Consider the following 22763-nt stretch of genomic DNA (forward strand, 5'->3'; position numbering starts at 1 on the left):
TACAGTCTGTTTTCATTTCCAGTGCGAGGAGACACCCCCATGGCCCTGGCCGCCAGCCTTGTCCGTCGCGGCGCCGCCGCCTTCCCCGAGCGCACCGCGCTGTACTTCGGCGACGACTCGCTCACCTACGCCGAGGTCGACCGGCGCGCCAACCTGATCGCCCACCACCTCGCCGCCCACGGCGTCACCAAGGGCACCCACGTCGCGCTGCTCGTCAACAACGGGCTCGACTCGGTGCCGATGGAGTTCGCCGCGATCAAGGCCGGCCTGGTCCGGGTGCCGCTCAACGCGCGCCTCTCCCTCGACGAGCACGCGGACATGGTCACCGGCTCGCACGCCACCGTCGTGGTCGCCGACGCCGCGCTCACCGACCGCGCGGCCGGGCTCGCCGAGCGCGTGCCCGGGCTGCGCGCGTACGCCCTCGCCGACCTCCTCGCTCCCGTCGCCGAGCCGGTCGGCGAGCCCGACGTCGTCCTGGCCGAGGACGACCCGACGCTGCTGCTCTACACCTCCGGCACCACCGGCAAGCTCAAGGCCGTCATCCACACCCAGGCCAGCTACGGCGCGATCTGCAGCAACATCCTGGCCAACCTGCTCGACCCGCAGCCCGACTCGGTGATGCTCCACGCGGCCTCGCTGGTCCACGCCAGCGGCACGTTCGTGCTGCCCTACTGGGTCCGCGGCGGAGCCTCGGCGATCCTGCCCGGCTTCGAGCCGGCGTCCTTCGTCGCGGCGATCGCACGCCACCGCGCCACCGAGATCAACCTGGTGCCGACGATGTTCGCGATGCTCCACGGCTCCGGCGCCCTCGACGGCGCCGAGCTCTCCTCGCTGCGCAAGGTCATCTACGGCGCCAGCCCGATGCCGCGCCCGGTGCTGGAGCGCTCGATCGAGGTCTTCGGCCCGATCCTCACCCAGTACTACGGCCAGACTGAGGCCCCGCTCTGCGTCGCCGTCCTCGACGAGCACGCCCACGCCGACCCCACCCTGTGGGGCGCCTGCGGGATGCCGGCGACCGACGTCGAGCTGCGCCTCGTCGACGAGGACGGCGCCCCGGTCGGCCCCGGCGAGATCGGCGAGATCGCGCTCAAGGCGCCGTTCCGGATGCACGGCTACTTCGAGGCCGACGAGCTCAACGCCCGCTCGCTGACCGACGACGGCTGGCTGCGCACCCGCGACCTGGCCCGCTTCGACGAGCGCGGCTACCTGCACCTGGTCGACCGGACCAGCGACATGATCATCACCGGCGGCTACAACGTCTACCCGCGCGAGGTCGAGGACGCCCTGTCCTCGCACCCGGCCGTCGCCGAGTGCGCCGTCGTCGGCGCCCCCGACGACAAGTGGGTCGAGGCGGTCACCGCCTTCGTCACCCTCCGCCCCGGTACGACCGCCGACGAGGCCGAGCTCATCGAGCACGTCCGCGGCCGGATCGCCGCCCACAAGGCGCCCAAGAGCGTCCGCTTCGTCGACGCCATCCCCAAGTCCGCGGTCGGCAAGATCCTGCGCCGCGCCCTGCGCCAGCCCCTGTGGGAGGAGTCCCGGTGAACGACGTCCGCATCGAGCACGAGGCCGACGGCGACGTCATGGTCGTCGTGATGAACCGCCCCGAGCGGCACAACGCCGTCGACGGCCCGATGGCCGCCGAGCTCGCCGCCGCCTTTCGCACGTTCGAGGCCTCCGACGCCAAGGTCGCCGTCCTGGCGGGCGAGGGCCCGTCGTTCTGCGCCGGCGCCAACCTCAAGGCCGTCGGCACCGCCGCCGGCAACCGCGTCTCCCCCGAGGGCGACGGCCCCATGGGCCCCACCCGGATGGACCTGTCCAAGCCCGTCATCGCCGCGATCCACGGCCACGCCGTCGCCGGCGGCCTCGAGCTCGCCGTCTGGTGCGACCTGCGCGTGGCCGACGAGGACGCCACCCTCGGCGTCTTCTGCCGCCGCTGGGGCGTCCCCCTCATCGACGGCGGCACCGTCCGCCTCCCCCGCCTGATCGGCCACAGCCGGGCCATGGACCTCATCCTCACCGGCCGCCCGGTCGACGCCCATGAGGCGCTGTCCTTCGGCCTGGTCAACCGCGTCGTGCCCCGCGGTACGGCGCGCGAGGCGGCCGTCGTCCTGGCTCGGGAGATCGCGCGCATGCCCCAGACCTGCCTGCGCGGCGACCGTCAGGCCGCCCGCGCCCAGTGGGGCGACACCGAGGAGACCGCGCTGCACCGCGAGCTCGCCATCGGCATGGTCTCGCTCGCGGCCGACGGGGTCGACGGGGCGGGGCGGTTCGCGGCGGGCAAGGGGCGCGGCGGGTCGTTCGAGGACATCTAGGCCGGCGGCCTAGGTCGCGACGATCCCCACCACCAGGTTGATCGTCGTCGCGATGATCGCCGCGCCGAACACGTACGCGATCAGGCAGTGCCGCAGCACGACCGCCCGGATCGCCGAGCTCTGCACCGCGGTGTCGGAGACCTGGTAGGTCATCCCGAGGTTGTAGCTGAAGTAGAGGAAGTCCCGGAACGCCGGCGCCTCGTTGGTGTTGAAGTCGATGCCACCGGGGGTGTCGGAGTAGTAGAGGTGCGCGTAGCGCGTGGCGTACATGAAGTGCACCGACGCCCACGCCATCGCGACGGCGGCGAGGGCGAGGGCCGCGGCGGCGTCCTTGGTGTCGCCGTTGCCGGCGACGAGGAGCATCACGACGCCCACCAGTCCGCCGACGGCCGCGCAGGCGACCGCGACCTCGTCGGCGGCGGGCCGGAGGTCCTCGTGGGTGGCGTTGGCGCGGGTCGCGGCAGCGTCCATCGGCCAGAGCACCACCCAGCCGAGGACGACGTACACGGCGCCGGCGGTGGCGACCCCGGTGAGCACGCCGATCTCGACCGCGGACAGCAGCCATCCGGCGCCGGCGACGGCGACACCGGTGACGAGCGCGGAGAGCAGCCGTGGGAGCGCGGTGGCGACCAGGCGCGGACGCCGGGCGGGGTCGGGGCTGGCTGCCATGCGGCTCAGCGTAGTGACTGGCACGTGGTACTCATGTCCCATGCTGCTGCGCCGGTTGGAGTACCTCGCGGCGCTCGCGCGCGAGGAGCACTTCGGCCGGGCCGCCGAGGCCTGCCACGTCACGCAGCCCGCGCTGTCGGCGGGGATCCGCAAGCTGGAGCGCGAGCTCGGGGTCCAGGTCGTCCGACGGGGCCAGCGGTTCGAGGGATTCACCAACGAGGGCGCCGAGGTGCTGCGGTGGGCGCAGCGGATGCTGGCCGAGCGCGCGACCCTCGACCAGACCATCGCCACGATGCACGCCGGCCTGACCGGCACGCTGCGCATCGGCGCGATCCCGACGGCGCTGACCGTCTCGCCGCTGCTGACCACGCCCGTGCGCGAGCGGCACCCGCTGGTCGGCATCCGGCTGCTGTCGATGTCCTCGCGCGAGATCGTGCGCGGGGTCAACGACTTCGAGCTCGACGTCGGCATGACGTACGTCGACGGCGAGCCCCTCGGTCAGGTCCGGGTGATCCCGCTCTACCGCGAGCGCTACCTGCTGCTCACCCCCGCCGACGGCGAGCACGGCGCGAAGACGTCGGTCACCTGGGACGACGCCGCCCGCTCTCCCCTGTGCCTGCTGACCGGCGACATGCAGAACCGCCGGATCGTCGACGGCCACCTCGCCGACACCGGCCGGACCGCGCACGTCGTCGTCGAGACCGACACCGTCTCGGCGCTCTACGCCCACGTCGCGTCGATGGGGCTGTGCAGCGTGGTGCCGCACGCGTGGCTGCCGACGTTCGGCGTACCCGAGGGGCTGCGGGCGATCCCGCTGCCCACCCCGCGACGCAGCCACCAGGTGGGTCTCGTGCTCGCCGGGCACGGACCGGAGTCGCTGCTGGCCCAGGCCCTCGTCGAGACCGCGCGCGAGGTCGATCTCGCCGCCCTGCTGGAGCAAGGAGCCGAACCGTCATGACCGAGCCGACCATCTCCCGGCTGCTCGCCGAGGCCCGCGGCGGCCTCGACCGGCTCACGCCCGCCGACGCGTACGCCGCGCAGCAGGGCGGCGCCCTCCTGGTCGACATACGACGGGAGGACCAGCGCGAGCGCTTCGGCGCCCCGCCCGGGTCGTTCCCCATCGACCTGACGATCCTGGAGTGGCGGCTCGACCCGACGAGCCCGTGGCGCAGCGCCCTGGCCGCGCCGGGGATCCGGCCCGTCGTGTTCTGCCAGGAGGGGTTCAGCTCGTCCCTCGCCGCGGCCCGGCTCCAGGCGCTCGGCCTGGTCGGCGCGACCGACGTCGAGGGCGGCTTCGCGGCCTGGGCCGAGGCCGGCCTGCCGGTCGCGGAGACGCTGCCCGAGCGGATCTTCTAGGAGTCTGCTGAGCAAGGGCGCCGTTGCGAGCGTCGCGAGGCGCGTGCGATGGCAAGGCAGCGGAGTGAGGCGGTCTGGTTGACCGTTGATCGACGCCGCCGCAGCCAGCGTGCGTGCATCGCGGCGCGCAGCAGGCGGGCTTGTTCAGCGGACTCCTAGCGCACGACCTCGCGCGCGGCGCCCCCGTCGACCCGGCGGGTCCAGCCGCGCTCGTCGAGGTGCTCCAGCAGCGGGATGAGCACGCGCCGCGTCGTCCCGAGCGCCTGGCGGGCGGCGCTCGTCGTGAACGGCTGGTCGAGGCCGGCCAGCACCCGCATCGCGCGCGCCGGGGCGGTCGGCAGCAGCACGATCGCCGGCGCTACCCGCAGCAGCCGGCCCTGCCGCTCGGCCGCCGCCAGCTCGCGCGGCCCCAGGCCCAGCCGGGTCAGGTCGTCGGCCTCGGGCGCGGCGAACGGGTCCGCGGCGAGGCGCTGCTCGACCTCGGCCACCGCGGCCTCCGCCGGGCCCAGCCCCGCGGGGCGGCCGGCCGCGCGGACGAAGCCGCCCTCGGCGACCAGTCCCGCCGTGCGCACCACGAGGTCGACCAGCTCGTCGGCCGGTACGCCGGCCGCATCGCGCACCGCGCCGCGCGAGAGCCCGATCGCCAGCGGGTCCTGCTCGTGGCGGGCCGCGACCGCGCGCCCCAGCCGGTCGGCCCACCCGGCGCAGGCCGTCGCGTCGACCCACCAGCCGTGCTCGGCGAGGACGCCGACGGGCGGCTCGTCGGACAGCTCGCCGGACAGCTCGGCGACCAGGCCCAGCAGCCGCAGCTTCGCCACCGGTACGGCGCCGCGCCGCGCCACCTCGGCCGCCAGGTCGCCGTCCGGGCCGCGGGTCGCCAGCGCGTCCGCGCGCCGGGCGGCATCACCTCGCCGCCGCAGCTCCGGCGGGTCCGTGTCGAGCACGACGGCACCGGCGACCCGGCCGCTGCCGGGCTCGCGCAGCACCAGCCGGTCGCCGGGCGCCAGCGGGAGCGGGTGGTCCAGGCGCAGCCGCAGGTGCCGGTGGTCGTCGTCGAGCGGCCGCACCCGCACCGGTACAGCGGCCGTGCCCACGTGCAGCCGCAGCTGCTCGGGCAGCGGACCCTCCGGCCCGCTCGTGCGGCGGACGTCGACCAGCGCGGAGGTCCGCCAGGTGCCGGGCGCGACCACGGCGTCACCGCGGCCGACCTCGTCGGCGGCGGGGCCGCGCAGGTTGAGCGCGACCCGTCGTACGGGCTCGGCGCGGTCGCGCGGACCGCCCTCGCTCTCGATCCGGCGCACGGTGGCGGGGCGGGCGCCGTACGGGCCGAGGAGCTCGAGCTCGTCGCCGACCGCGATCGTCCCGGTGGCGAGCGTGCCCGTGACGACGGTGCCCGCGCCGGCGACGCTGAACGAGCGGTCGACCCACAGGCGCAGCCGGCCGGCGGTCGGCGCGGGCGCCTGGGCGAGGACGTCGCCGAGCGCGGCGACCAGGTCCGGCATCCCGGCGCCGGTGACCGCGGAGACCGCGACGACGGGAGCGTCGTGCAGGCCGGTGCCGGCCAGTCCCTCGCGGACCTGCGCCCGCGCGGCCGCGAGCTGCTCCGGCGTCGCCCGGTCGCCACGGGTCAGCGCGACCACGCCCCGGTCGATCCCGAGCGCGGCGACCGCGTCGCGGTGCTCGTCGCTCTGCGCCTGCCAGCCCTCGTCGGCCGCGACGACGAACTGCACCACCGGCGCGGGCCCCAGCCCGGCCAGCATGTTGCCGACGAACCGCTGGTGCCCCGGCACGTCGACGAACGCGACGTGCGCGCCGCCGGGCAGCGTCGTCCAGGCGTAGCCGAGGTCGATGGTCAGCCCGCGGCGGCGCTCCTCGGCCCAGCGGTCCGGCTCCATGCCGGTCAGCGCGCGGACCAGGGTGCTCTTGCCGTGGTCGACGTGGCCGGCGGTCGCGACGACGTACGCCATCAGTGGGCTTCGAGCGCGCGACGCAGGGCGGCCAGGAGCCGGTCGTCGTCGGTCTCCGGGACGCAGCGCAGGTCGACCAGGCACGCACCGTCGTGGATCCGCGCCAGCACCGCCGGATCACCGGTCCGCAGCCGTTCGGCCGTCGCCTCGGGGAGCCGGAGGGCCCACCCCGGCAGAGGTACGCCGGGCGCCCCTCCCCCACCGACCCGGCCGTCGTGGGCGACCACCGGGACGTCGAGAGCGGCGCCGAGACGCTCCGTGCGGCGCCGGAGGTCGCCCTGATCGGCGTGCAGCGCCGCCGAGACCGGCGACGGCGGACCTGTCAGCGTGGCCTCGAGCGCGGCCAGGGTCAGCTTGTCGACGCGGACCGCCCGCGCCAACGGGTGCGTCGCCAGCCGCTCGATCAGCCGCCCGGACCCGAGCAGGAGACCGGCCTGCGGCCCGCCGAGGAGCTTGTCGCCGCTGGCGACGACCAGGTCCGCACCCCCGCGCAGCGCGGTCGTGGCGTCCGGCTCGTCGGGCAGCGCCGGGTCGGGGTGGAGCAGCCCGCTGCCGAGGTCGGCCACCACCGGCAGGTCGCCGACGGCCCCGCGGAGCTCGGCGAGCGAGACCTCGCTGGTGAATCCCTCGACCCGGAAGTTGCTGGGATGCACCTTGAGCACGCACCCGGTGTCGGGCCCGATCGCGTCGACGTAGTCGCGCAGGTGGGTCCGGTTGGTCGCCCCGACCTCCCGCAGCCGCGCACCGGCCGACGCGATGAGGTCGGGCAGCCGGAACCCGGCCCCGATCTCCACCATCTCGCCGCGGCTGACCACCACCTCGCGGCCCGCGGCGAGCGCGGTGGTGGCGAGCACCAACGCCGCGGCGCCGTTGTTGACCACGAGCGCGTCCTCGGCCTGCGGGCAGGCGGCCCGCAGCGCCGCCCGCGCCGGGAGGCCCCGCTTCGACCGGGCCCCGGTCGCGAGGTCGAGCTCGACGTCGACGTACCCGGCGGCGGTGACGAGCGCCTCGACGGCGGCCGGGCCGAGCGGCGCGCGGCCGAGGTTGGTGTGGACGACGACGCCGGTCGCGTTGAGCACCGGACGCAGGGTGGTCGCGCTCGCCCGGGCTCGGGTGCGGGCGCGGTCGAGCACGGCGGCCTCGACGTCCTCGGGCGCGATGAGCCCCGCGCGCGCCTGCTGCTGCACGTCGCGGACCAGCGCGAGCAGGTGGTCGGTGCGCGGGATCCGGCGCCGCGGGTCGTCCTGGTTCACCGGTCCTCCTGGTCGGCTCGTGGCGGAGGCGGACGGGAATCGAACCCGCCAGACCGAGCTGCTCGGCCTCCTCGGTTTTGAAGACCGGGGGGCCCACCAGGAACCCATACGCCTCCCCGCCGGGACCCAACTTAGTTCCCCGTAGGCTCGGGCCATGTCTGCACCCGCCGAGGTCGGTCGCCTGACGAGCTATGCGCACGGGGGTGGGTGCGCGTGCAAGATCCCGCCGGGCGAGCTCGAGGACGCGGTCCGCGACCTGGTCGGCCAGAGCGGGCCCGACATCCTGGTCGGGGTGGACGACGGCGACGACGCGGCCGCCGTACGGGTGCGGGAGGACCTGGCCGTCCTCTCGACCGCCGACTTCTTCACCCCCGTCGTCGACGACGCCTACGACTGGGGCCGGATCGCCGCCGCCAACGCGCTCTCCGACGTCTACGCCATGGGCGGTACGCCGGTCGTCGCGATCAACCTCATGGGCTGGCCGCGCGACGTACTGCCGAGGGAGCTCATGCGCGAGGTCCTCCGCGGCGGCCTCGACGTCGCCACCCTCGCCGGCTGCCCCGTCATCGGCGGCCACACCATCGACGACCCCGAGCCGAAGTACGGCATGGCCGTCACCGGCACCGCCCACCCCGATCGCCTGCTGCGCAACGACGCCGCCGTCGCCGGCCTGCCCCTGACCCTCACCAAGCCGATCGGCGTCGGCCTGCTCAACAACCGGCACAAGCAGACCGGCGAGGTCTTCGCGCACGCCGTCGAGCTGATGGCCTCCCTCAACCGCGACGCCTCGGTCGCCGCGCTCGCCGCCGGCGCCCGGGCCGCCACCGACGTCACCGGCTTCGGCCTGCTCGGCCACCTCCACAAGCTCTGCCGCGCCTCCGGCGTCGGCGCAGTGATCGACCTCGCCTCGGTCCCGCTCGTCGACGGCGCCCGCGACGCACTGGCCGCCGGCTACGTGTCGGGCGGCACCCGCCGCAACCTCGACTGGGTCCGGCCGCACCTCTCGGTGGGTGCCGGGGTGGGTGAGGACGACCTGCTGCTGCTCGCGGACGCGCAGACGTCGGGTGGGCTGCTGGTGGTCGGCGAGGTGCCGGGGTACCCGGTGATCGGGCACACGGTCGCGGGGGCGGGCATCGAGGTCTGCTGAGCCCCAGGCCCGGAATCGGCCTTGCCCGGAAGCCCGACGCCACCTACGCTAGACCCGAACCCGGCAGTCTGCCCTTCATCGGCAGCCTAACCGGGTTCGCTCTTCTTCCGCTCAGCCTTGTCTCCGCTCGGCCTCTCACGCAGAACTGGTGCGACCTTGGTGCGCCACTCGCCGCCGCGGTGGACACACCACGCGGCCGCATCGCTCACCCACAGCAGCGGCTCCTCCACACTGCGCAGGTGCGTGACGACCGGGTCGTCGGCCACGACGGTCGCCCTCGCGACCGCCAGATCGAGCCCGGGCGATGCCTCGTCCCGCTCGATCACCACGCGCCTGGCGCGGGAGTCCCCGGCATCGCTGAGGATCGCCTCCAGCAAGGCGCACCGAGCGCTTCGGGCGTCCCTGAGCGGCGAGCGGTAGACCACCGCCGAGACCTCGAGCCCCGCGATGAGATCGATAGCCCGATGACGGTCCGCACGGTTCATCTTCTGGAAGTGCAGACGCGCCTGGCGCGGGCGCAGAAGGGTCCGGAGGCGGCGCCGGACCTCAGCGACCTGGGCTGACGGCACCCACGTCGCCACCATCACGTAGCCGCCGGCCTTCGTCTCATCGACGAACACGTGGGCGCCCAAGGGCAGCCCCGGGGCCGGGTCGCGCATGTGCCGAGCAAAGCAGAAGCCGGCACGAGCGCGGTCTGGTTATCCACAGCCCCCGCGCGGACGTCAGCCCGCGGTGGTGATCGAGTCGCCCGTCTCCCCCGCCGCCCGCCGCGCCGCCAACCGCCGCCGCTGCGGCTCGACGACGTAGCGCGGGTCCTTGGTCGAGTGGATGCCGGCCTCGAAGACGCCGAACCGGGTGAGGGCCGAGGCGGTCATCAGCGCGAGCCCCGACGCGACGGCGAGGGGACGGCGGCGTCCGCCGAGCACCACGCCGACGGCGCCGGCCACCGCGAGGCGCTCGCTCCAGCGCAGCATCGTGCCGGCGGAGCCGTGGTGGAGGGGTTCGGCGGCGACGGGGTCCATCCGGCGCTCCATGGCCTTCATCGCGACGACGTCGCCGACCACGCCCATCAGGGCGAGGGTCCGGGCCGGTCCGGCCTCGTGGGCCGGCGTGGTGATCATGGCGAGGCCGGCCGAGGCGAGGCTCGCCGAGCTGACGAAGACGAACGGCAGGTCGCGGTGGGTGGCGTTCCAGGTGGGGACCGCCGTGTCCGCCAGCAGTACGGCGGTGTACCCGGCCAGCGGCGCCGCGAACACCGCCGCCTCCCACCCAGCGGGTCCCTCGAGTGCGCGCAGCACCGGCCGCAGCGGACCCAGCGGCAGCCGTTCCCCCGACATCCGGTCGACCTCGGCGCCGACGGTCACCGTCAGCCCGCCGGCGAAGGCGGTGAGGATCCACGACCCGACGCTCATCGGCGAGGTCACCTTGAACGTGCGCAGCATGTTGTAGAACCGGCTCGGCTTGCCGAGGTCGGCGACGAGCGCGACGCCGCCGAGGCCGATCGCGGCCATCGCGGAGAGCCGGGCGTTGCGGCGCAGCAGCGAGCGACCGGTCAGCTGGGCGCCTGCGGCCAGCAGCCCCGAGCCGCCGGCGACACCGCCGAGGAAGAGGTACGCCGGGATCTCGTGCCCCCACGGCGGCGCCTTGACGATCGGCTTGTCGTAGTACGACGTGAACGCGGCCTCGGGAACCATCAGCTCCTCGGCCCGACCGCCGCGCCGCCCACCGGGACGCCGACGTCCACGCCCAGGCCCCTGCCCCCGACCGCGCCGGGCCGGCTCGGGCGGCCGCACCTCGTCGTACTCGCTCATCAGCGCCCCCTCCAGAAGGCGACCGCGGCCGCCGCGACCATCCCGGCCATGGCGACGCCCGCGCGCTTGTACATCGTCATCAGGTCCGCCGTGCACACCCGCGGGTCGGGCGGCAGCCCGTAGACCTCGGGCTCGTCGAGCAGCAGGAACACCGATCCGGTGCCCCCGACGCCGTCGAGCTCGTTGGCGCCGTAGAGCCGCGCCTCGGTCATCCCCTGCGCGTGCAGCTCGGCGACCCGCTCGCGCGCGGTGTCGACCATCGTCGCGTGGTCGCCGAACTTGATGGACGTCGTCGGGCACGTCTTCGCGCACGCCGGCGGCTCGTCGTCGACGAGCCGGTCGTAGCAGAGCGTGCACTTCTGGGCGACGCCCCGCTTCGGGACCGGCGGCTGCTCCCCCTTGCGGTGCCCCTCGCGGTACGTCGGCGCGGCGGTCCCGTCGCTGCGCCGCTCGACGACGCCGAACGGGCAGCCCGCGACGCAGGTCCCGCAGCCGTTGCAGACGTCGGGCTGGATGACGACCGTCCCGAACTCGGTGCGGAACAGCGCGCCCGTCGGGCACACGTCGAGACATCCCGCGTGGGTGCAGTGCTTGCAGACGTCGGAGGCCATCAGCCACCGGAACTCCGGGGTGTCCGGCGGCGCCACGTCGGGCACCGCGTCGGGAGCCGGCGCCCCGAACGACGGCATCCCCAGCGACACCAGCGCCCGGCCCGACTCCCGCGCGGCCGTGATCGCGTCGCGTCCCTGCTCGACGAACGCCACGTGCCGCCAGGTGCTCGCGCCGAGCGAGACCGTGTTGTCGTAGGACATGCCGGTCAGCTCGAGGTCGCCGTCGCGCGGGTTCTGGTTCCACTCCTTGCACGCGACCTCGCAGGCCTTGCAGCCGATGCAGATCGAGGTGTCGGTGAAGAAGCCCTTGCGCGGGTGGGTGTGCTCCGGAGCCCAGGCTGCGTCGGCGGTCGGGTCGGTCGGTCCGCTCAGCTGGCCCATCAGAAGCCCTCCTTGTCCGGATCGGTCACCCGCTGGCCACCCGTGGCCGGCGTCGTCCCCGCCCGCTCCTGGTACGACGCCACGAGCCGCTGCAGGTCCGCGCCACGCGGCCGCCGTCCGGCGATCACGTCGCACGAGGCGACCTTGGACTCCTGGATCTGGGTGTTCGGGTCCATCATCACGCCGAGCAGGTCGTTGGCGGCGTCACCGGTGACGACGGCGTCGCTGCCGACGCCCCAGTGGTAGGGCAGGCCGACCTGCTGGACCTCGCGCCCGTTGATCACCAGGCTCTTGACCCGGTCGGTGACCAGCACGCGCGCCTCGATCGCCGCCCGCGGCGAGATGATCGTGGCCCAGCCGCCGTTCTCGAGCCCGCGCTCCGCGGCGAGCTGCGGCGAGACCTCGCAGAACATCTCCGGCTGCAGCTCCGCCAGGTACGGCGACCAGCGGCTCATCCCGCCCGCGGTGTGGTGCTCGGTCAGCCGGTACGTCGTGAACACGAACGGGTAGACCTCGGCCCCCGGCTCGCCGGCGCTGGGCGCCTCCAGGTTGTCCTCGCGCGCCAGCAGCACCCGGGCGGGTGCCTGCTGCTGGGGGTAGAGCGCGTTGCGGACCGGCGACTCGGCGGCCTCGTAGTGCGCGGGCAGCGGCCCGTCGACCAGTCCCTTGGGGGTGAACAGCCAGCCCTTGCCGTCGGCCTGCATCACGAACGGGTCGTCGCCGGCGAGTCCCTCGGCGCCGCCGAGGGACGGGTCGGGACGGGCGTGCGGGTGCTTGTCGACGGGGAAGTCCACGTTGTCGGGCCCGACCCACCGGCCCTGCGCCTCGTCCCACGACATGTAGGCCTTGCGCTCGCTCCAGGGCTTGCCGTCGCGGTCGGCGGACGCGCGGTTGTAGAGGATCCGCCGGTCCGCGGGCCACACCCAGCCCCACTGCGACTGGGTGACTCCGCCGCCGCCCTGGGGCACGCGGCGGGCGGCCTGGTTGTGCCCGTCGGCGTAGACGCCGGTGTAGATCCAGCAGCCACCGGCCGTCGTACCGTCGGCCTTCATCTGCGTGTACGACGACAGCGGCGCGCGGTCGCCGACGACGTACCCGTTGATCTCGGCGAGCACCGCCTCCGGGTCCGGGTTGCCGTGCTCGTCGGGCGGGTAGTCCCAGGTGAGGTCGAGCAGGGGCCGGTCGCGCGGGTCGGTCGAGCCGGCCAGGCGGGCCCGGATGCGCACGCCCAGCTCGTGGAAGAAGTCGAGCTCGCTCTGCGCCTGCCCCGGCGGCTGCACGGCCTGGTGCCGCCACTGGAGCATCCGCTGGGTCTGGGTGAACGAGCCGGCCTTCTCGACGTGGGTCGCGGCGGGCATGAAGAACACCTCGGTCGCGATGTCCTCGGTGCGCAGCTCGCCGGACTCGATCTCGGGTCCGTCCTTCCACCAGGTCGCCGACTCGATCATGTTGAGGTCGCGCACGACCAGCCACTTGAGCTGGGCCATCGCGAGCCGCTGCTGGCGCCCGTTGGCCGAGCCCACGGCCGGGTTCTGGCCGAGGATGAAGTAGCCGTCGACCTTGCCGTCGCGCATGTCGGCGACGGTCTGGTAGGTCCCGTGCGCCCCGCTGAGCCGCGGCAGGTAGTCGTAGGCCCAGTCGTTCCCGGCCCTCGCCGCGTCGCCCCACCACGCCTTGAGCAGGTTGACGACATAGGTCTCGGCGTAGGCCCAGTAGCCCTTCTGCTGCTTCGAGCCGATCGAGTCGACGTAGTCGCGGTAGGTGTCGTGGCGGCCCACGCTCGGCATCGGCAGGTAGCCCGGCAGCAGGTTGAACAGCGTCGGGATGTCGGTCGATCCCTGGATGCTCGCGTGCCCGCGCAGCGCCATGATGCCGCTGCCGGGGCGGCCGACATTGCCCATCAGCAGCTGCAGGACGGCGGCCGTGCGGATGAACTGGGCGCCCAGCGTGTGCTGGGTCCAGCCCGTCGCGTAGCCGAAGCAGGTCGTCCGCTCCCGGCCCGAGCTCTCCGCGATCGCGCGGGCGACGTAGTCGAAGTCCTCGATCGGGATGCCGCACATGTCACGGACCATCTCGGGCGTGTAGCGCGAGAAGTGCCGCTTGAGCACCTGGAAGACGGTGCGCGGGTGCTGCAGCGTCTCGTCCCGTACGACGCCCGCGTGCTCCAGCGCCGGACCGCCGGAGCCGTGCTCGTCGCCCGCGGCCCGGGGCGATGCGCTGGCCCCGTGCTCCTCGCCGGACGGCCCGGTGACGGTGCCGCCCTCCGGGTCGGCGTACGCCCAGGACGACGGGTCGTAGGTGCCGCTCTCGGGGTCGAAGCCCGAGAAGAGCCCGCCCAGGTCCTCGGTGTCGCGGAAGTCCTCGCCGACCAGGGTCGCGGCGTTGGTGAACGCGACGACGTAGTCGTGGAAGTAGAGCTCGTTGCTGAGCATGTGGTTGATCAGCCCGCCGAGGAAGACGACGTCCGAGCCGGCCCGGATCGCGACGTGCTTGGTCGCCACGGCCGACGTACGGGTGAACCGGGGGTCGACGTGGATCACCTTGGCGCCCTTGGCGAGCGCCTCACTGACCCACTGGAAGCCCACGGGGTGCGCTTCGGCCATGTTGCCGCCCATCAGGATGATGCAGTCGGCGTTGGCCATGTCCTGGAGGGACTGCGTGGCACCGCCACGCCCGAACGAGGCTCCCAGACTGGGAACCGTGGCGGAGTGTCAAATACGAGCCTGGTTCTCGATCTGGATCGCGCCGGCCGCGGTGAAGAGCTTCTTGATCAGGTAGTTCTCTTCGTTGTCGAGCGTCGCGCCGCCGAGCGAGGCGATGCCCATCGTGCGGCGCAGCGGGCGCCCGTGCTCGTCGTGGTCCTGCCAGCCGTGCCGGCGGGCGGCGAGGAAGCGGTCGGCGATCATGTCGATCGCGGTGTCGCGGTCGAGGTCGGTCCACTCGGTGGCGTGCGGAGCGCGGTAGCGGATCGTGGTCTGGCGCAGGGGGTTGTTGACGAGCTGCTCGCTCGAGGAGCCCTTGGGGCACAGCCGCCCGCGCGAGATCGGCGAGTCCGGGTCGCCCTCGATCTGGACGACGCGCTCGTCCTTGACGTAGACCTTCTGGCCGCAGCCCACCGCGCAGAAGGGGCAGACGCTCTGCACGACGCGGTCGGCGGTGGCGTTGCGCGACTCGGTACGGCGGGTCCGCGCGGACTGCACGGCCGGGCCGCGCCCGAACCGGTCGCCGGTCAGGGCTTGGCGGAGGACGGGCCACTCGAGAGGGCTCCACGCAGCCATGGGCCGACCCTACCGCTCGCGGCCCGGGACGAGGGCGGCCGCCGCGACGCCCGCGGCGACGCCGAGCACCGTGTCGACACCTCGCGCCAGCAGCAGCCCGAGCGGCTCGGCCGGCGCCGCCAGCTCGGTCATCAGCATGATGAGCGGGGTGAAGAAGCCGAGCGCGATGCCGTGGTGCCGGCTCAGGAACAGCTCGGTCGGGAACAGCAGCACCATCACGACGAGCGCCAGCATGGCCGGGCGCGGCTCGGGCAGCAGCACGACCGCGGTCACCAGCAGTCCGGCGAAGGTCCCGGCGACCCGGTGCCCGGCCCGCTCGACGACGGCGCGCAGGTCGAGCGGGTCGCCGGCCGTCACGATCGCCAGCGGTACGGCGGCCGCGGTCATCGCCCAGTTGGCGTGGTCGACGCCCAGCACCAGCCCGGCCAGCCCGGCCGCCGCCGTGGCCAGCGCGTAGCGCGCGGCCTGGGCGCCGGCACCGGCCGGCAGCGACCGCGACGGGTCCGGCGGGGTGGAGGCGCTCGGCGTACGTGCGACGAGACCGAGCGCGAGGCACCAGGTCGCCGTCGTGGCGCAGATCAGGACGGCACCGAGCGGTCCGACCAGGCCGGGGTCGACGGTCGCGGTGGCGCCGAGCGCGAAGATGCCGAAGAACGGGCCGCCCGGCCGCAGCCGCAGCGCGTCGGTGACGAGCGAGCCCAGCGTCGCGAACCCGGTGACGGCGACCAGCAGCACGCCGGATCCGGCGTCCGTCGCCGCGAGGGTCGCGCCGAGGGCGACGCCGGTGACGAGCATCCCGGCACCGTGGAACTGGTGCCGCAGCCGCTCCGCCGGTCCCTCCCGGCGGCCGTACATGCCGGCGAAGGAGCCGAAGACGGCGTACAGCATCAGCTCGGGGCGGCCGGTGCCGAGGAGCACCAGCCCCGGGACGAGCAGGCCGAGCAGGACCCGGCCGGCGTGGCGCCGGTCAGCCGACGGCGGCACCAGCGGCACCCGCGGGCTCCAGGCGCACGATCACGCCCTTGGAGGTGGGCGTGTTGCTGATCTCGGCGACGCTGTCGAGGGGCACCAGCACGTTGGTCTCGGGGTAGTACGACGCCGCGGAACCCCGCGCCGCCGGGTAGGCGACGACCCGGAAGCCCTCGGCGCGGCGCTCGCTGCCGTCGGTCCAGACGCTGACCAGATCGACCAGGTCACGGTCGGCGAGGCCGAGGTCGGCGAGGTCGTCGGGGTTGACCATGACGATCCGCCGGGCGTCGTGGATGCCGCGGTAGCGGTCGTTCATCGCGTAGGGGATGGTGTTCCACTGGTCGTGCGAGCGCAGGCTCTGGAGCACCAGGTGCCCGGCCGGCGGCTCGATCCAGTCGGGCTGGTTGACGACGAAGACGGCCTTGCCGCTCGGCGTCGGGAAGACGCCGGAGTTGACCGGGTTGGGCAGCCGGAAGCCGCCGGGGACGGCGACCCGCGCGTTGAAGTCCTCGAAGCCGGGCACGACGCGCGCGATCCGGTCGCGGACCAGCGCGTAGTCGGCCTCGAAGTCCTCCCACGGGATCGCGCCGCCGGGGCCCAGGGTGCGCCGCGCCAGCCGGCCGATGATCGCGACCTCGCTGAGCAGGTCCGGCGAGGCGGGCGCGAGCCGGCCGCGCGACTGGTGCACCTCGCTCATCGAGTCCTCGACGGTCACGAACTGCTCGCCGCTCGCCTGGACGTCGCGGTCGCTGCGGCCCAGCGTGGGCAGGATCAGCGCGGTCTCGCCGCACACGGTGTGCGAGCGGTTGAGCTTGGTCGAGATCTGCACGGTCAGCGAGCACGAGCGCAGCGCCGCCTCGGTCACGTCGCTGTCGGACATCGCGCGCACGAAGTTGCCGGCCACGCCGACGAACACCGTGGCCTTGCCGTCACGCATCGCGCGCACGCCGGCGACCGAGTCGTAGCCGTGGGCCCGCGGCGGCTCGAAGTCGAACTCCGCGGCGAGCGCGTCGAGGAAGCGGTCGGGCACCCGCTCCCAGATGCCCATCGTGCGGTCGCCCTGGACGTTGCTGTGCCCGCGCACCGGGCACACCCCGGCGCCGAGGCGGCCGAGGTTGCCGCGCAGCAGCAGGAAGCTGACGATCTCGCGGATCGTCGGTACGCCGTGCTTGTGCTGGGTCAGGCCCATCGCCCAGCACACGATGATCCGGCGGCTGGCCAGCACCTGCGCGTGGACCTCCTCGATCTCGGCGCGGGTCAGCCCGGTCGCGGTGAGCACGTGCTCCCAAGTGACGGTGCGGGCGTGGGCGGCGAAGTCGTCGAAGCCGGTGGTGTGGGCCGCGATGTAGTCGTGGTCGAGCACGGTGCCGGGGGCGGCGTCCTCGGCCTCGAGCAGCATCCGGTTGAGCATCTGGAAGAGCGCGAGGTCGCCACCGGGGCGGATCTTGAGGAACTGGTCGGCGATCTCGGTGCCGCGGCCGACGACGCCGCGCGCCTTCTGGGGGTTCTTGAACCGGAACAGGCCCGCCTCGGGCAGCGGGTTGATCGCGATCACCTTGCCTCCGTTGCGCTTGGTCTCCTCGAGCGCGGAGAGCATGCGCGGGTGGTTGGTGCCGGGGTTCTGGCCGACCACGAAGACCAGGTCGGACTCGTGGATGTCGTCGAGCGAGACGCTGCCCTTGCCGATGCCGAGGGTCTCCCCCAGGCCCGAGCCGCTCGACTCGTGGCACATGTTCGAGCAGTCCGGCAGGTTGTTGGTGCCGTAGGCGCGCGAGAAGAGCTGGAGCAGGAAGGCGGCCTCGTTGTTGAGCCGGCCCGAGGTGTAGAACATCGCCTCGTCCGGCGAGGCGAGCGCGTTGAGCCCGTCGGCGACGATGCCGAAGGCCTCGTCCCAGCCGATCGGCTCGTAGTGGGTCGCGCCGGGGCGCTTGACCATCGGCTCGGTGAGCCGGCCCTGGTGGTTGAGCCACATGTCGGACTTCTGGTCGAGCTCGGCGATCGGGTGCTCGGCGAAGAACGCGCGGGTGACCCGGCGCGTGGTCGCCTCGTCGTTGACGTGCTTGGCGCCGTTCTCGCAGTACTCGTTCTTGTGCCGGTGCTTCGGGTCGGGCCAGGCGCAGCCGGGGCAGTCGATGCCCTCGGCCTGGTTGAGGCTCAGCAGGGTGAGCAGCGTGCGCTGGGGCCCGGCCTGGGCCAGGGAGTACTCGATCGCGTGCGCCACGGCGGGAACGCCGGCGGCCACGGTCTTGGGAGGGGTGACCCGCAGGTCGTCGCGCGGGTCTTCGGTCGGGCCGCTGGCGCTCACCCCTCCAGCGTGCCCGGTCGATCGATGAGCGTCAAAGATCAATCTTCCATCGCTTGATAGACGATGTTTATGACTTCTGGAGGTCGCGGAGGTCCCGTAGAGTCGGCGCGGTGCCGAGCCCCACGCCCCAGGCGGTCCTCGCCCCGCTCACCGAGGCCGCCCTCTTCCTGACGCTCACCCTCGACGACGAGGCGCCCGGCGCCGCCGAGACCGTGCGCGACCTGCTCGCCGACGTCGGCGGGCTGCGCCGCTCGGTCGGCTTCCGGATCCCCGAGGGCGAGCTGACCTGCGTGACCGGCATCGGCGCCGGCGCCTGGAACCGGCTCTTCGCGCTCCCCCTGCCCGCCGGGCTGCACCCGTTCCGCGCGGTCAGCGGCGCCCGGCACCACGCCCCGGCCACCGACGGCGACCTCTTCTTCCACCTCCGCGCGCACCGCCTCGACCTGTGCTTCGAACTCGCCCAGCACCTCGTACGGCGCCTGGCCGGCGTCGCCCGGGTCGTCGACGAGGTGCACGGCTTCCGCTCCTTCGACCAGCGCGACCTGCTCGGGTTCGTCGACGGCACCGAGAACCCGGAGGGCGACGAGAAGGCCGCGGCCGTGCTCATCGGCGCGGAGGACGCGGCGTACGCCGGCGGCAGCTACGTCATCACCCAGAAGTACGTCCACGACCTGGACGCCTGGCGCACCCTGAGCGTCGAGCAGCAGGAGCACGCGATCGGCCGCACCAAGCTCGACGACGTCGAGCTGGCCGACGACGTCAAGCCCAGCAACTCCCACGTCGCGCTCACCACGATCGTCGACACCGACGGCACCGAGCGCGACATCCTGCGCGACAACATGCCCTTCGGGCGGGTCGGCGCGGGCGAGTTCGGCACCTACTTCATCGGCTACGCGAACGATCCCGGCGTCATCGAGGAGATGCTCCAGAACATGTTCGTCGGCAAGCCGCCGGGCAACCACGACCGGGTCCTCGACTTCTCCACGGCCCTGACCGGGAGCCTCTTCTTCGTCCCCTCGGCCGACTTCCTCGACGCCGCCGCGGACCCCGTCGAGCGCTGACCCGCGCCCCGTGAGCGCGCGGGTAAGGCTTGCCTTACGTGCGTATCTCACATGATCCCGGTCACCTACTGGTCAGTAGCGGGGGTAGCGTGGCCCCCTGTGGCAACGACGACGCGACCCGAATTGGCGAAGGGCTCCCGTGCAGCCCGTTCGACCATCGCCCTGAAGCTCCTGATGGCCGTGAGCGGCCTGCTGTTCATCGGCTTCGTCCTGGGGCACATGTACGGCAACCTCAAGGCCTTCGCGGGCGAGGAGTCCTTCAACGAGTACGCGCACCACCTGCGCGTCCTGGGTGAGCCGATGCTCCCCTACTCGGGCTTCCTCTGGATCATGCGCGTCGGCCTCATCCTCGCGCTGATCGCGCACGTGGCCTCGGCGGTGATCCTGGCCCGCCGCGCGGCCAAGGCCCGCCCGGTCAAGTACGCCGTGAAGAAGAACAACGGCTCGTCGGTCTCCTCGCGCACCATGCGCTGGGGCGGCGTGACGCTGCTGGTCTTCATCATCTGGCACCTGCTCAACTTCACGATCGTCAAGATCAACCCGAGCAACGGGGACACCGGCGGCGAGAACGCCTACCGCCTGATGGTCGACAGCTTCGACGTGTGGTGGATCACCGTCATCTACCTGCTCGCGATGGTGGCACTGGGCATGCACCTGCACCACGGCACCTTCAGCTCGCTGCAGACGCTGGGCTTCACCGGCTCGGCCGTCGCGCGCACGCGTGCCCGGGCGGCCGGCTGGGTCGTGGCGATCGTGGTCGCCGGCGGCTTCGCGCTGGTCCCGCTGTCCGTCCTCGTCGGCATCATCGAGAAGTAAGGACCACCTGAAGATGGCTGGAAGCACCCTCCACGACGGGCTCACCCCCCTCAACGGACCGTCCGAGCAGAAGTCCGACGACGCGCGCGGCTACTACACCCTCGGCGACAAGCTGGTCGACCCGGTCGCTCCGACCGGCCCGATCAAGGACCGCTGGACCACCCGCAAGTTCGAGAACCGCCTGGTCAACCCCGCCAACCGGCGCAAGCTCGACGTGATCATCGTCGGCACCGGTCTGGCCGGTGGCGCCGCGGCCGCCACGCTCGGCGAGGCCGGCTACAACGTGAAGTCCTTCTGCTACCAGGACTCCCCGCGCCGGGCGCACTCGATCGCCGCCCAGGGCGGCATCAACGCGGCCAAGAACTACAAGGAGGACGGCGACTCGACGTTCCGTCTCTTCTACGACACGGTCAAGGGCGGCGACTACCGCTCGCGCGAGTCGAACGTCTACCGCCTGGCCGAGGTCAGCGCCAACATCATCGACCAGTGCGTCGCGCAGGGCGTCCCCTTCGCCCGCGAGTACGGCGGCCTGCTCGACAACCGCTCCTTCGGCGGCGTGCAGGTCTCCCGCACGTTCTACGCCCGCGGCCAGACGGGCCAGCAGCTCCTCATCGGCGCCTACCAGGCGATGGAGCGCCAGGTCGCGGCCGGCACGGTCGAGCAGTTCACCCGCCACGAGATGCTCGAGCTGATCGTCGTCGACGGCAAGGCGCGCGGCATCATCGCCCGCGACATGGTCACCGGCGAGATCGAGACCCACCTCGCCGACGTCGTCGTCCTGGCCACGGGCGGCTACGGCAACGTCTTCTTCCTCTCCACCAACGCGATGGGCTCCAACGTCACCGCCGCGTGGCGTGCGCACCGCAAGGGCGCCTACATGGCCAACCCCTGCTACACGCAGATCCACCCGACGTGCATCCCGGTCTCCGGCGACCACCAGTCGAAGCTGACGCTGATGTCGGAGTCGCTGCGCAACGACGGCCGGATCTGGGTGCCGAAGAAGAAGGAAGACTGCGACAAGGACCCGCGGGACATCCCCGAGGAGGACCGCGACTACTACCTGGAGCGGATCTACCCGTCCTTCGGCAACCTGGTCCCCCGCGACATCGCCTCGCGCCAGGCCAAGAACATGTGCGACGAGGGCCGCGGTGTCGGCCCGCTGGTCGGCGACTTCCGCCGCGGCGTCTACCTCGACCTCGGCGACGCGATCAAGCGCCTGGGCAAGGACGCGGTCGAGGAGAAGTACGACAACCTCCTCGACATGTACGAGCGGATCACGGGTGAGAACCCGTACGAGGTCCCGATGCGGATCTACCCCGCCGTGCACTACGTGATGGGCGGCCTGTGGGTCGACTACCACCTGCAGTCGAACATCCCGGGCCTCTTCGTCTCGGGCGAGGCCAACTTCTCCGACCACGGCGCCAACCGCCTGGGCGCCTCGGCCCTCATGCAGGGCCTGGCCGACGGCTACTTCGTCCTCCCGAACACCATCCGCGACTACCTCGCCGACGGCCCGTTCGACAAGATCGACGAGTCCCACGAGGCCGTGGTCGAGGCGCGCAAGAGCGTCGAGGACCGGGTCCAGAAGTTCCTCTCCATCAACGGCTCCCGCAGCGCCGACAGCTACCACAAGGAGCTGGGCAACATCATGTGGGAGTACTGCGGCATGGAGCGGACCGAGGAGGGCCTGCGCAAGGCCATCGACATGATCCGCGAGCTCAAGGCCGACTTCTGGTCGAACCTCAAGGTGCTCGGCTCGGCCGACACCCTCAACCAGAGCCTCGAGAAGGCCGGCCGCGTGGCCGACTTCATCGAGCTCGGCGAGCTCATGTGCATCGACGCCCTCAACCGGCGCGAGTCCTGCGGCGGCCACTTCCGTGGCGAGTCGCAGACCGAGGACGGCGAGGCGCTGCGCCACGACGACGAGTTCTCCTACGTCGCGGCCTGGGAGTGGGGCGGCGACCAGGGTCAGCCCGTCCTGCACAAGGAGGACCTGATCTACACGGCCATCGAGATGAAGCAGCGGAGCTACAAGTGAGCGCGGGCGGAATGAACCTCACCCTGAAGATCTGGCGCCAGGCCGGACCCAACGACGCGGGCGGTCTCCACACCTACCAGGTGTCGGACATCTCCGCGGACATGAGCTTCCTCGAGATGCTCGACGTCCTCAACGAGCAGCTGAACGACAAGGGCGAGGAGCCCGTGGCGTTCGACTCCGACTGTCGCGAGGGCATCTGCGGCATGTGCTCGCTGATGATCAACGGCGAGGCGCACGGCCCGGAGGTCACCACGACCTGCCAGCTGCACATGCGCTCGTTCAAGGACGGCGACACCATCACGATCGAGCCGTGGCGCGCCGAGCCCTTCCCGGTGGTCAAGGACCTGATCGTCGACCGCTCGGCGTTCGACCGGATCATCCAGTCCGGCGGCTTCATCTCCGCCAACACCGGCTCGGCCCCCGAGGCCAACTCGGTCCCGGCCCCGCGCGACAAGGCGATGCGCGCCTTCAACGTGGCGACCTGCATCGGCTGCGGCGCCTGCGTCGCCGCCTGCCCCAACGGCTCGGCGTCCCTCTTCGTCGGCGCCAAGATCACCCACCTGGGTGAGCTGCCGCAGGGCCAGCCCGAGCGCTGGTCGCGCGTGGTCGACATGGTCGGCCAGCACGACCACGAGGGCTTCGGCGGCTGCACCAACATCGGCGAGTGCGCGGCGGCCTGCCCCAAGGAGATCCCGCTCGACGTGATCTCGCAGCTCAACAAGGACCTGCGCACCGCGCTCAAGAACGGTCACTGACGCACACGACGTCCGCGCAGCGCCGCACCAG

The 22763-nt window shown here is 72.9% G+C and carries 18 protein-coding genes and 1 tRNA gene; 9 read left to right on the forward strand and 10 right to left on the reverse strand.

Translation table 11 applies throughout. The features are described 5' to 3' along the window. Positions 1-39: 39 nt before the first annotated feature. Together CCO04_RS23390 and CCO04_RS23395 are read left to right on the forward strand one after the other, a co-directional pair. Positions 40-1545 (forward strand): class I adenylate-forming enzyme family protein, encoded by a 1506-nt coding sequence (locus CCO04_RS23390; protein ID WP_215816558.1) that lies wholly within the window; start codon positions 40-42, stop codon positions 1543-1545. After that, entirely contained in the window at positions 1542-2315 is a 774-nt protein-coding gene (locus CCO04_RS23395; RefSeq protein WP_257754119.1) for a crotonase/enoyl-CoA hydratase family protein, read from the forward strand. The genes CCO04_RS23390 and CCO04_RS23395 overlap by 4 nt, the downstream gene beginning before the upstream one ends. A gap of 9 nt (positions 2316-2324) precedes the next feature. Here CCO04_RS23395 and CCO04_RS23400 read toward each other — a convergent pair whose 3' ends face one another. Further along, positions 2325-2984, reverse strand: a complete 660-nt coding sequence (locus tag CCO04_RS23400; RefSeq protein WP_215816559.1) for a DUF1345 domain-containing protein — start codon at positions 2982-2984, stop codon at positions 2325-2327. 40 nt (positions 2985-3024) lie between these two features. Between CCO04_RS23400 and CCO04_RS23405 the strand changes: the two genes are divergently transcribed. Both CCO04_RS23405 and CCO04_RS23410 read left to right on the forward strand, forming a co-directional pair. Beyond that, a complete protein-coding gene (locus tag CCO04_RS23405) occupies positions 3025-3942 on the forward strand; it encodes a LysR family transcriptional regulator (RefSeq protein WP_215816560.1) in 918 nt (305 codons plus the stop codon). Next, positions 3939-4340, forward strand: a complete 402-nt coding sequence (locus CCO04_RS23410) for a rhodanese-like domain-containing protein (protein WP_215816561.1) — start codon at positions 3939-3941, stop codon at positions 4338-4340. Before CCO04_RS23405 ends, CCO04_RS23410 begins: the two co-directional genes overlap by 4 nt. 155 nt (positions 4341-4495) lie before the next feature. On the opposite strand, the gene selB is transcribed toward CCO04_RS23410, so the two are convergent. From selB to CCO04_RS23425, 3 genes are all read right to left on the reverse strand, one after another. Then, entirely contained in the window at positions 4496-6307 is a 1812-nt protein-coding gene (gene selB / locus CCO04_RS23415; protein WP_252373724.1) for a selenocysteine-specific translation elongation factor, read from the reverse strand. Beyond that, positions 6307-7560 (reverse strand): L-seryl-tRNA(Sec) selenium transferase, encoded by a 1254-nt coding sequence (gene selA, locus CCO04_RS23420; protein WP_215816562.1) that lies wholly within the window; start codon positions 7558-7560, stop codon positions 6307-6309. Before selA ends, selB begins: the two co-directional genes overlap by 1 nt. Positions 7561-7580: 20 nt before the next feature. Beyond that, positions 7581-7676, reverse strand: a tRNA-Sec gene (locus CCO04_RS23425). A gap of 38 nt (positions 7677-7714) precedes the next feature. Here CCO04_RS23425 and selD point away from each other — a divergent pair. After that, positions 7715-8707, forward strand: a complete 993-nt coding sequence (gene selD / locus CCO04_RS23430) for a selenide, water dikinase SelD (protein WP_215816563.1) — start codon at positions 7715-7717, stop codon at positions 8705-8707. 86 nt (positions 8708-8793) lie between these two features. Here selD and CCO04_RS23435 read toward each other — a convergent pair whose 3' ends face one another. The 6 genes from CCO04_RS23435 to CCO04_RS23465 all read right to left on the reverse strand — a co-directional run bounded on the left by CCO04_RS23435 (position 8794) and on the right by CCO04_RS23465 (position 18062). Beyond that, positions 8794-9366, reverse strand: coding sequence for a hypothetical protein (locus tag CCO04_RS23435; protein ID WP_215816564.1), 573 nt, complete (start codon positions 9364-9366; stop codon positions 8794-8796). A gap of 63 nt (positions 9367-9429) precedes the next feature. After that, the gene (gene nrfD / locus CCO04_RS23440; protein WP_215816565.1) at positions 9430-10518 is read right to left on the reverse strand and encodes an NrfD/PsrC family molybdoenzyme membrane anchor subunit; all 1089 of its coding nucleotides are present in this window, start codon (positions 10516-10518) and stop codon (positions 9430-9432) included. After that, entirely contained in the window at positions 10518-11510 is a 993-nt protein-coding gene (locus tag CCO04_RS23445; RefSeq protein ID WP_215816566.1) for a 4Fe-4S dicluster domain-containing protein, read from the reverse strand. The genes nrfD and CCO04_RS23445 overlap by 1 nt, the downstream gene beginning before the upstream one ends. Further along, entirely contained in the window at positions 11510-14788 is a 3279-nt protein-coding gene (gene fdh / locus CCO04_RS23450) for a formate dehydrogenase (protein WP_252373725.1), read from the reverse strand. The genes CCO04_RS23445 and fdh overlap by 1 nt, the downstream gene beginning before the upstream one ends. A 9-nt stretch (positions 14789-14797) precedes the next feature. Then, positions 14798-15772, reverse strand: coding sequence for an FUSC family protein (locus tag CCO04_RS29365; RefSeq protein ID WP_215816569.1), 975 nt, complete (start codon positions 15770-15772; stop codon positions 14798-14800). Next, positions 15756-18062: an FdhF/YdeP family oxidoreductase gene (locus CCO04_RS23465; RefSeq protein ID WP_215816570.1), complete on the reverse strand. Its 2307-nt coding sequence runs from the start codon at positions 18060-18062 to the stop codon at positions 15756-15758. The genes CCO04_RS29365 and CCO04_RS23465 overlap by 17 nt, the downstream gene beginning before the upstream one ends. Positions 18063-18172: 110 nt before the next feature. On the opposite strand from CCO04_RS23465, the gene CCO04_RS23470 reads away from it, so the two are divergent. From CCO04_RS23470 to CCO04_RS23485, 4 genes are all read left to right on the forward strand, one after another. After that, entirely contained in the window at positions 18173-19123 is a 951-nt protein-coding gene (locus CCO04_RS23470) for a Dyp-type peroxidase (RefSeq protein ID WP_215816571.1), read from the forward strand. Between the two features lie 174 nt (positions 19124-19297). Then, entirely contained in the window at positions 19298-19939 is a 642-nt protein-coding gene (locus CCO04_RS23475; RefSeq protein WP_252373726.1) for a succinate dehydrogenase cytochrome b subunit, read from the forward strand. 13 nt (positions 19940-19952) lie between these two features. After that, entirely contained in the window at positions 19953-21977 is a 2025-nt protein-coding gene (locus CCO04_RS23480; RefSeq protein ID WP_215816573.1) for a fumarate reductase/succinate dehydrogenase flavoprotein subunit, read from the forward strand. An 11-nt stretch (positions 21978-21988) separates the two neighbouring features. Beyond that, positions 21989-22732: a succinate dehydrogenase/fumarate reductase iron-sulfur subunit gene (locus CCO04_RS23485; RefSeq protein ID WP_215816574.1), complete on the forward strand. Its 744-nt coding sequence runs from the start codon at positions 21989-21991 to the stop codon at positions 22730-22732. Positions 22733-22763 lie beyond the last annotated feature (31 nt).

Source organism: Pimelobacter sp. 30-1 (genome assembly GCF_018831735.1).
Lineage (GTDB): Bacteria > Actinomycetota > Actinomycetes > Propionibacteriales > Nocardioidaceae > Nocardioides.

Excerpts from the sequence above, each read along its gene's own strand:
- CCO04_RS23445 (WP_215816566.1), bottom strand. The coding sequence starts at position 11,510 with ATGGGCCAGCTGAGCGGACCGACCGACCCGACCGCCGACGCAGCCTGG.
- CCO04_RS23435 (WP_215816564.1), bottom strand. The coding sequence starts at position 9,366 with ATGCGCGACCCGGCCCCGGGGCTGCCCTTGGGCGCCCACGTGTTCGTC.
- selB (WP_252373724.1), bottom strand. The coding sequence starts at position 6,307 with ATGGCGTACGTCGTCGCGACCGCCGGCCACGTCGACCACGGCAAGAGC.
- CCO04_RS23405 (WP_215816560.1), top strand. The coding sequence starts at position 3,025 with ATGCTGCTGCGCCGGTTGGAGTACCTCGCGGCGCTCGCGCGCGAGGAG.
- CCO04_RS23390 (WP_215816558.1), top strand. The coding sequence starts at position 40 with ATGGCCCTGGCCGCCAGCCTTGTCCGTCGCGGCGCCGCCGCCTTCCCC.
- CCO04_RS23485 (WP_215816574.1), top strand. The coding sequence starts at position 21,989 with ATGAACCTCACCCTGAAGATCTGGCGCCAGGCCGGACCCAACGACGCG.
- nrfD (WP_215816565.1), bottom strand. The coding sequence starts at position 10,518 with ATGAGCGAGTACGACGAGGTGCGGCCGCCCGAGCCGGCCCGGCGCGGT.
- selD (WP_215816563.1), top strand. The coding sequence starts at position 7,715 with ATGTCTGCACCCGCCGAGGTCGGTCGCCTGACGAGCTATGCGCACGGG.
- CCO04_RS23475 (WP_252373726.1), top strand. The coding sequence starts at position 19,298 with ATGGCCGTGAGCGGCCTGCTGTTCATCGGCTTCGTCCTGGGGCACATG.
- CCO04_RS23410 (WP_215816561.1), top strand. The coding sequence starts at position 3,939 with ATGACCGAGCCGACCATCTCCCGGCTGCTCGCCGAGGCCCGCGGCGGC.
- CCO04_RS23400 (WP_215816559.1), bottom strand. The coding sequence starts at position 2,984 with ATGGCAGCCAGCCCCGACCCCGCCCGGCGTCCGCGCCTGGTCGCCACC.
- CCO04_RS23480 (WP_215816573.1), top strand. The coding sequence starts at position 19,953 with ATGGCTGGAAGCACCCTCCACGACGGGCTCACCCCCCTCAACGGACCG.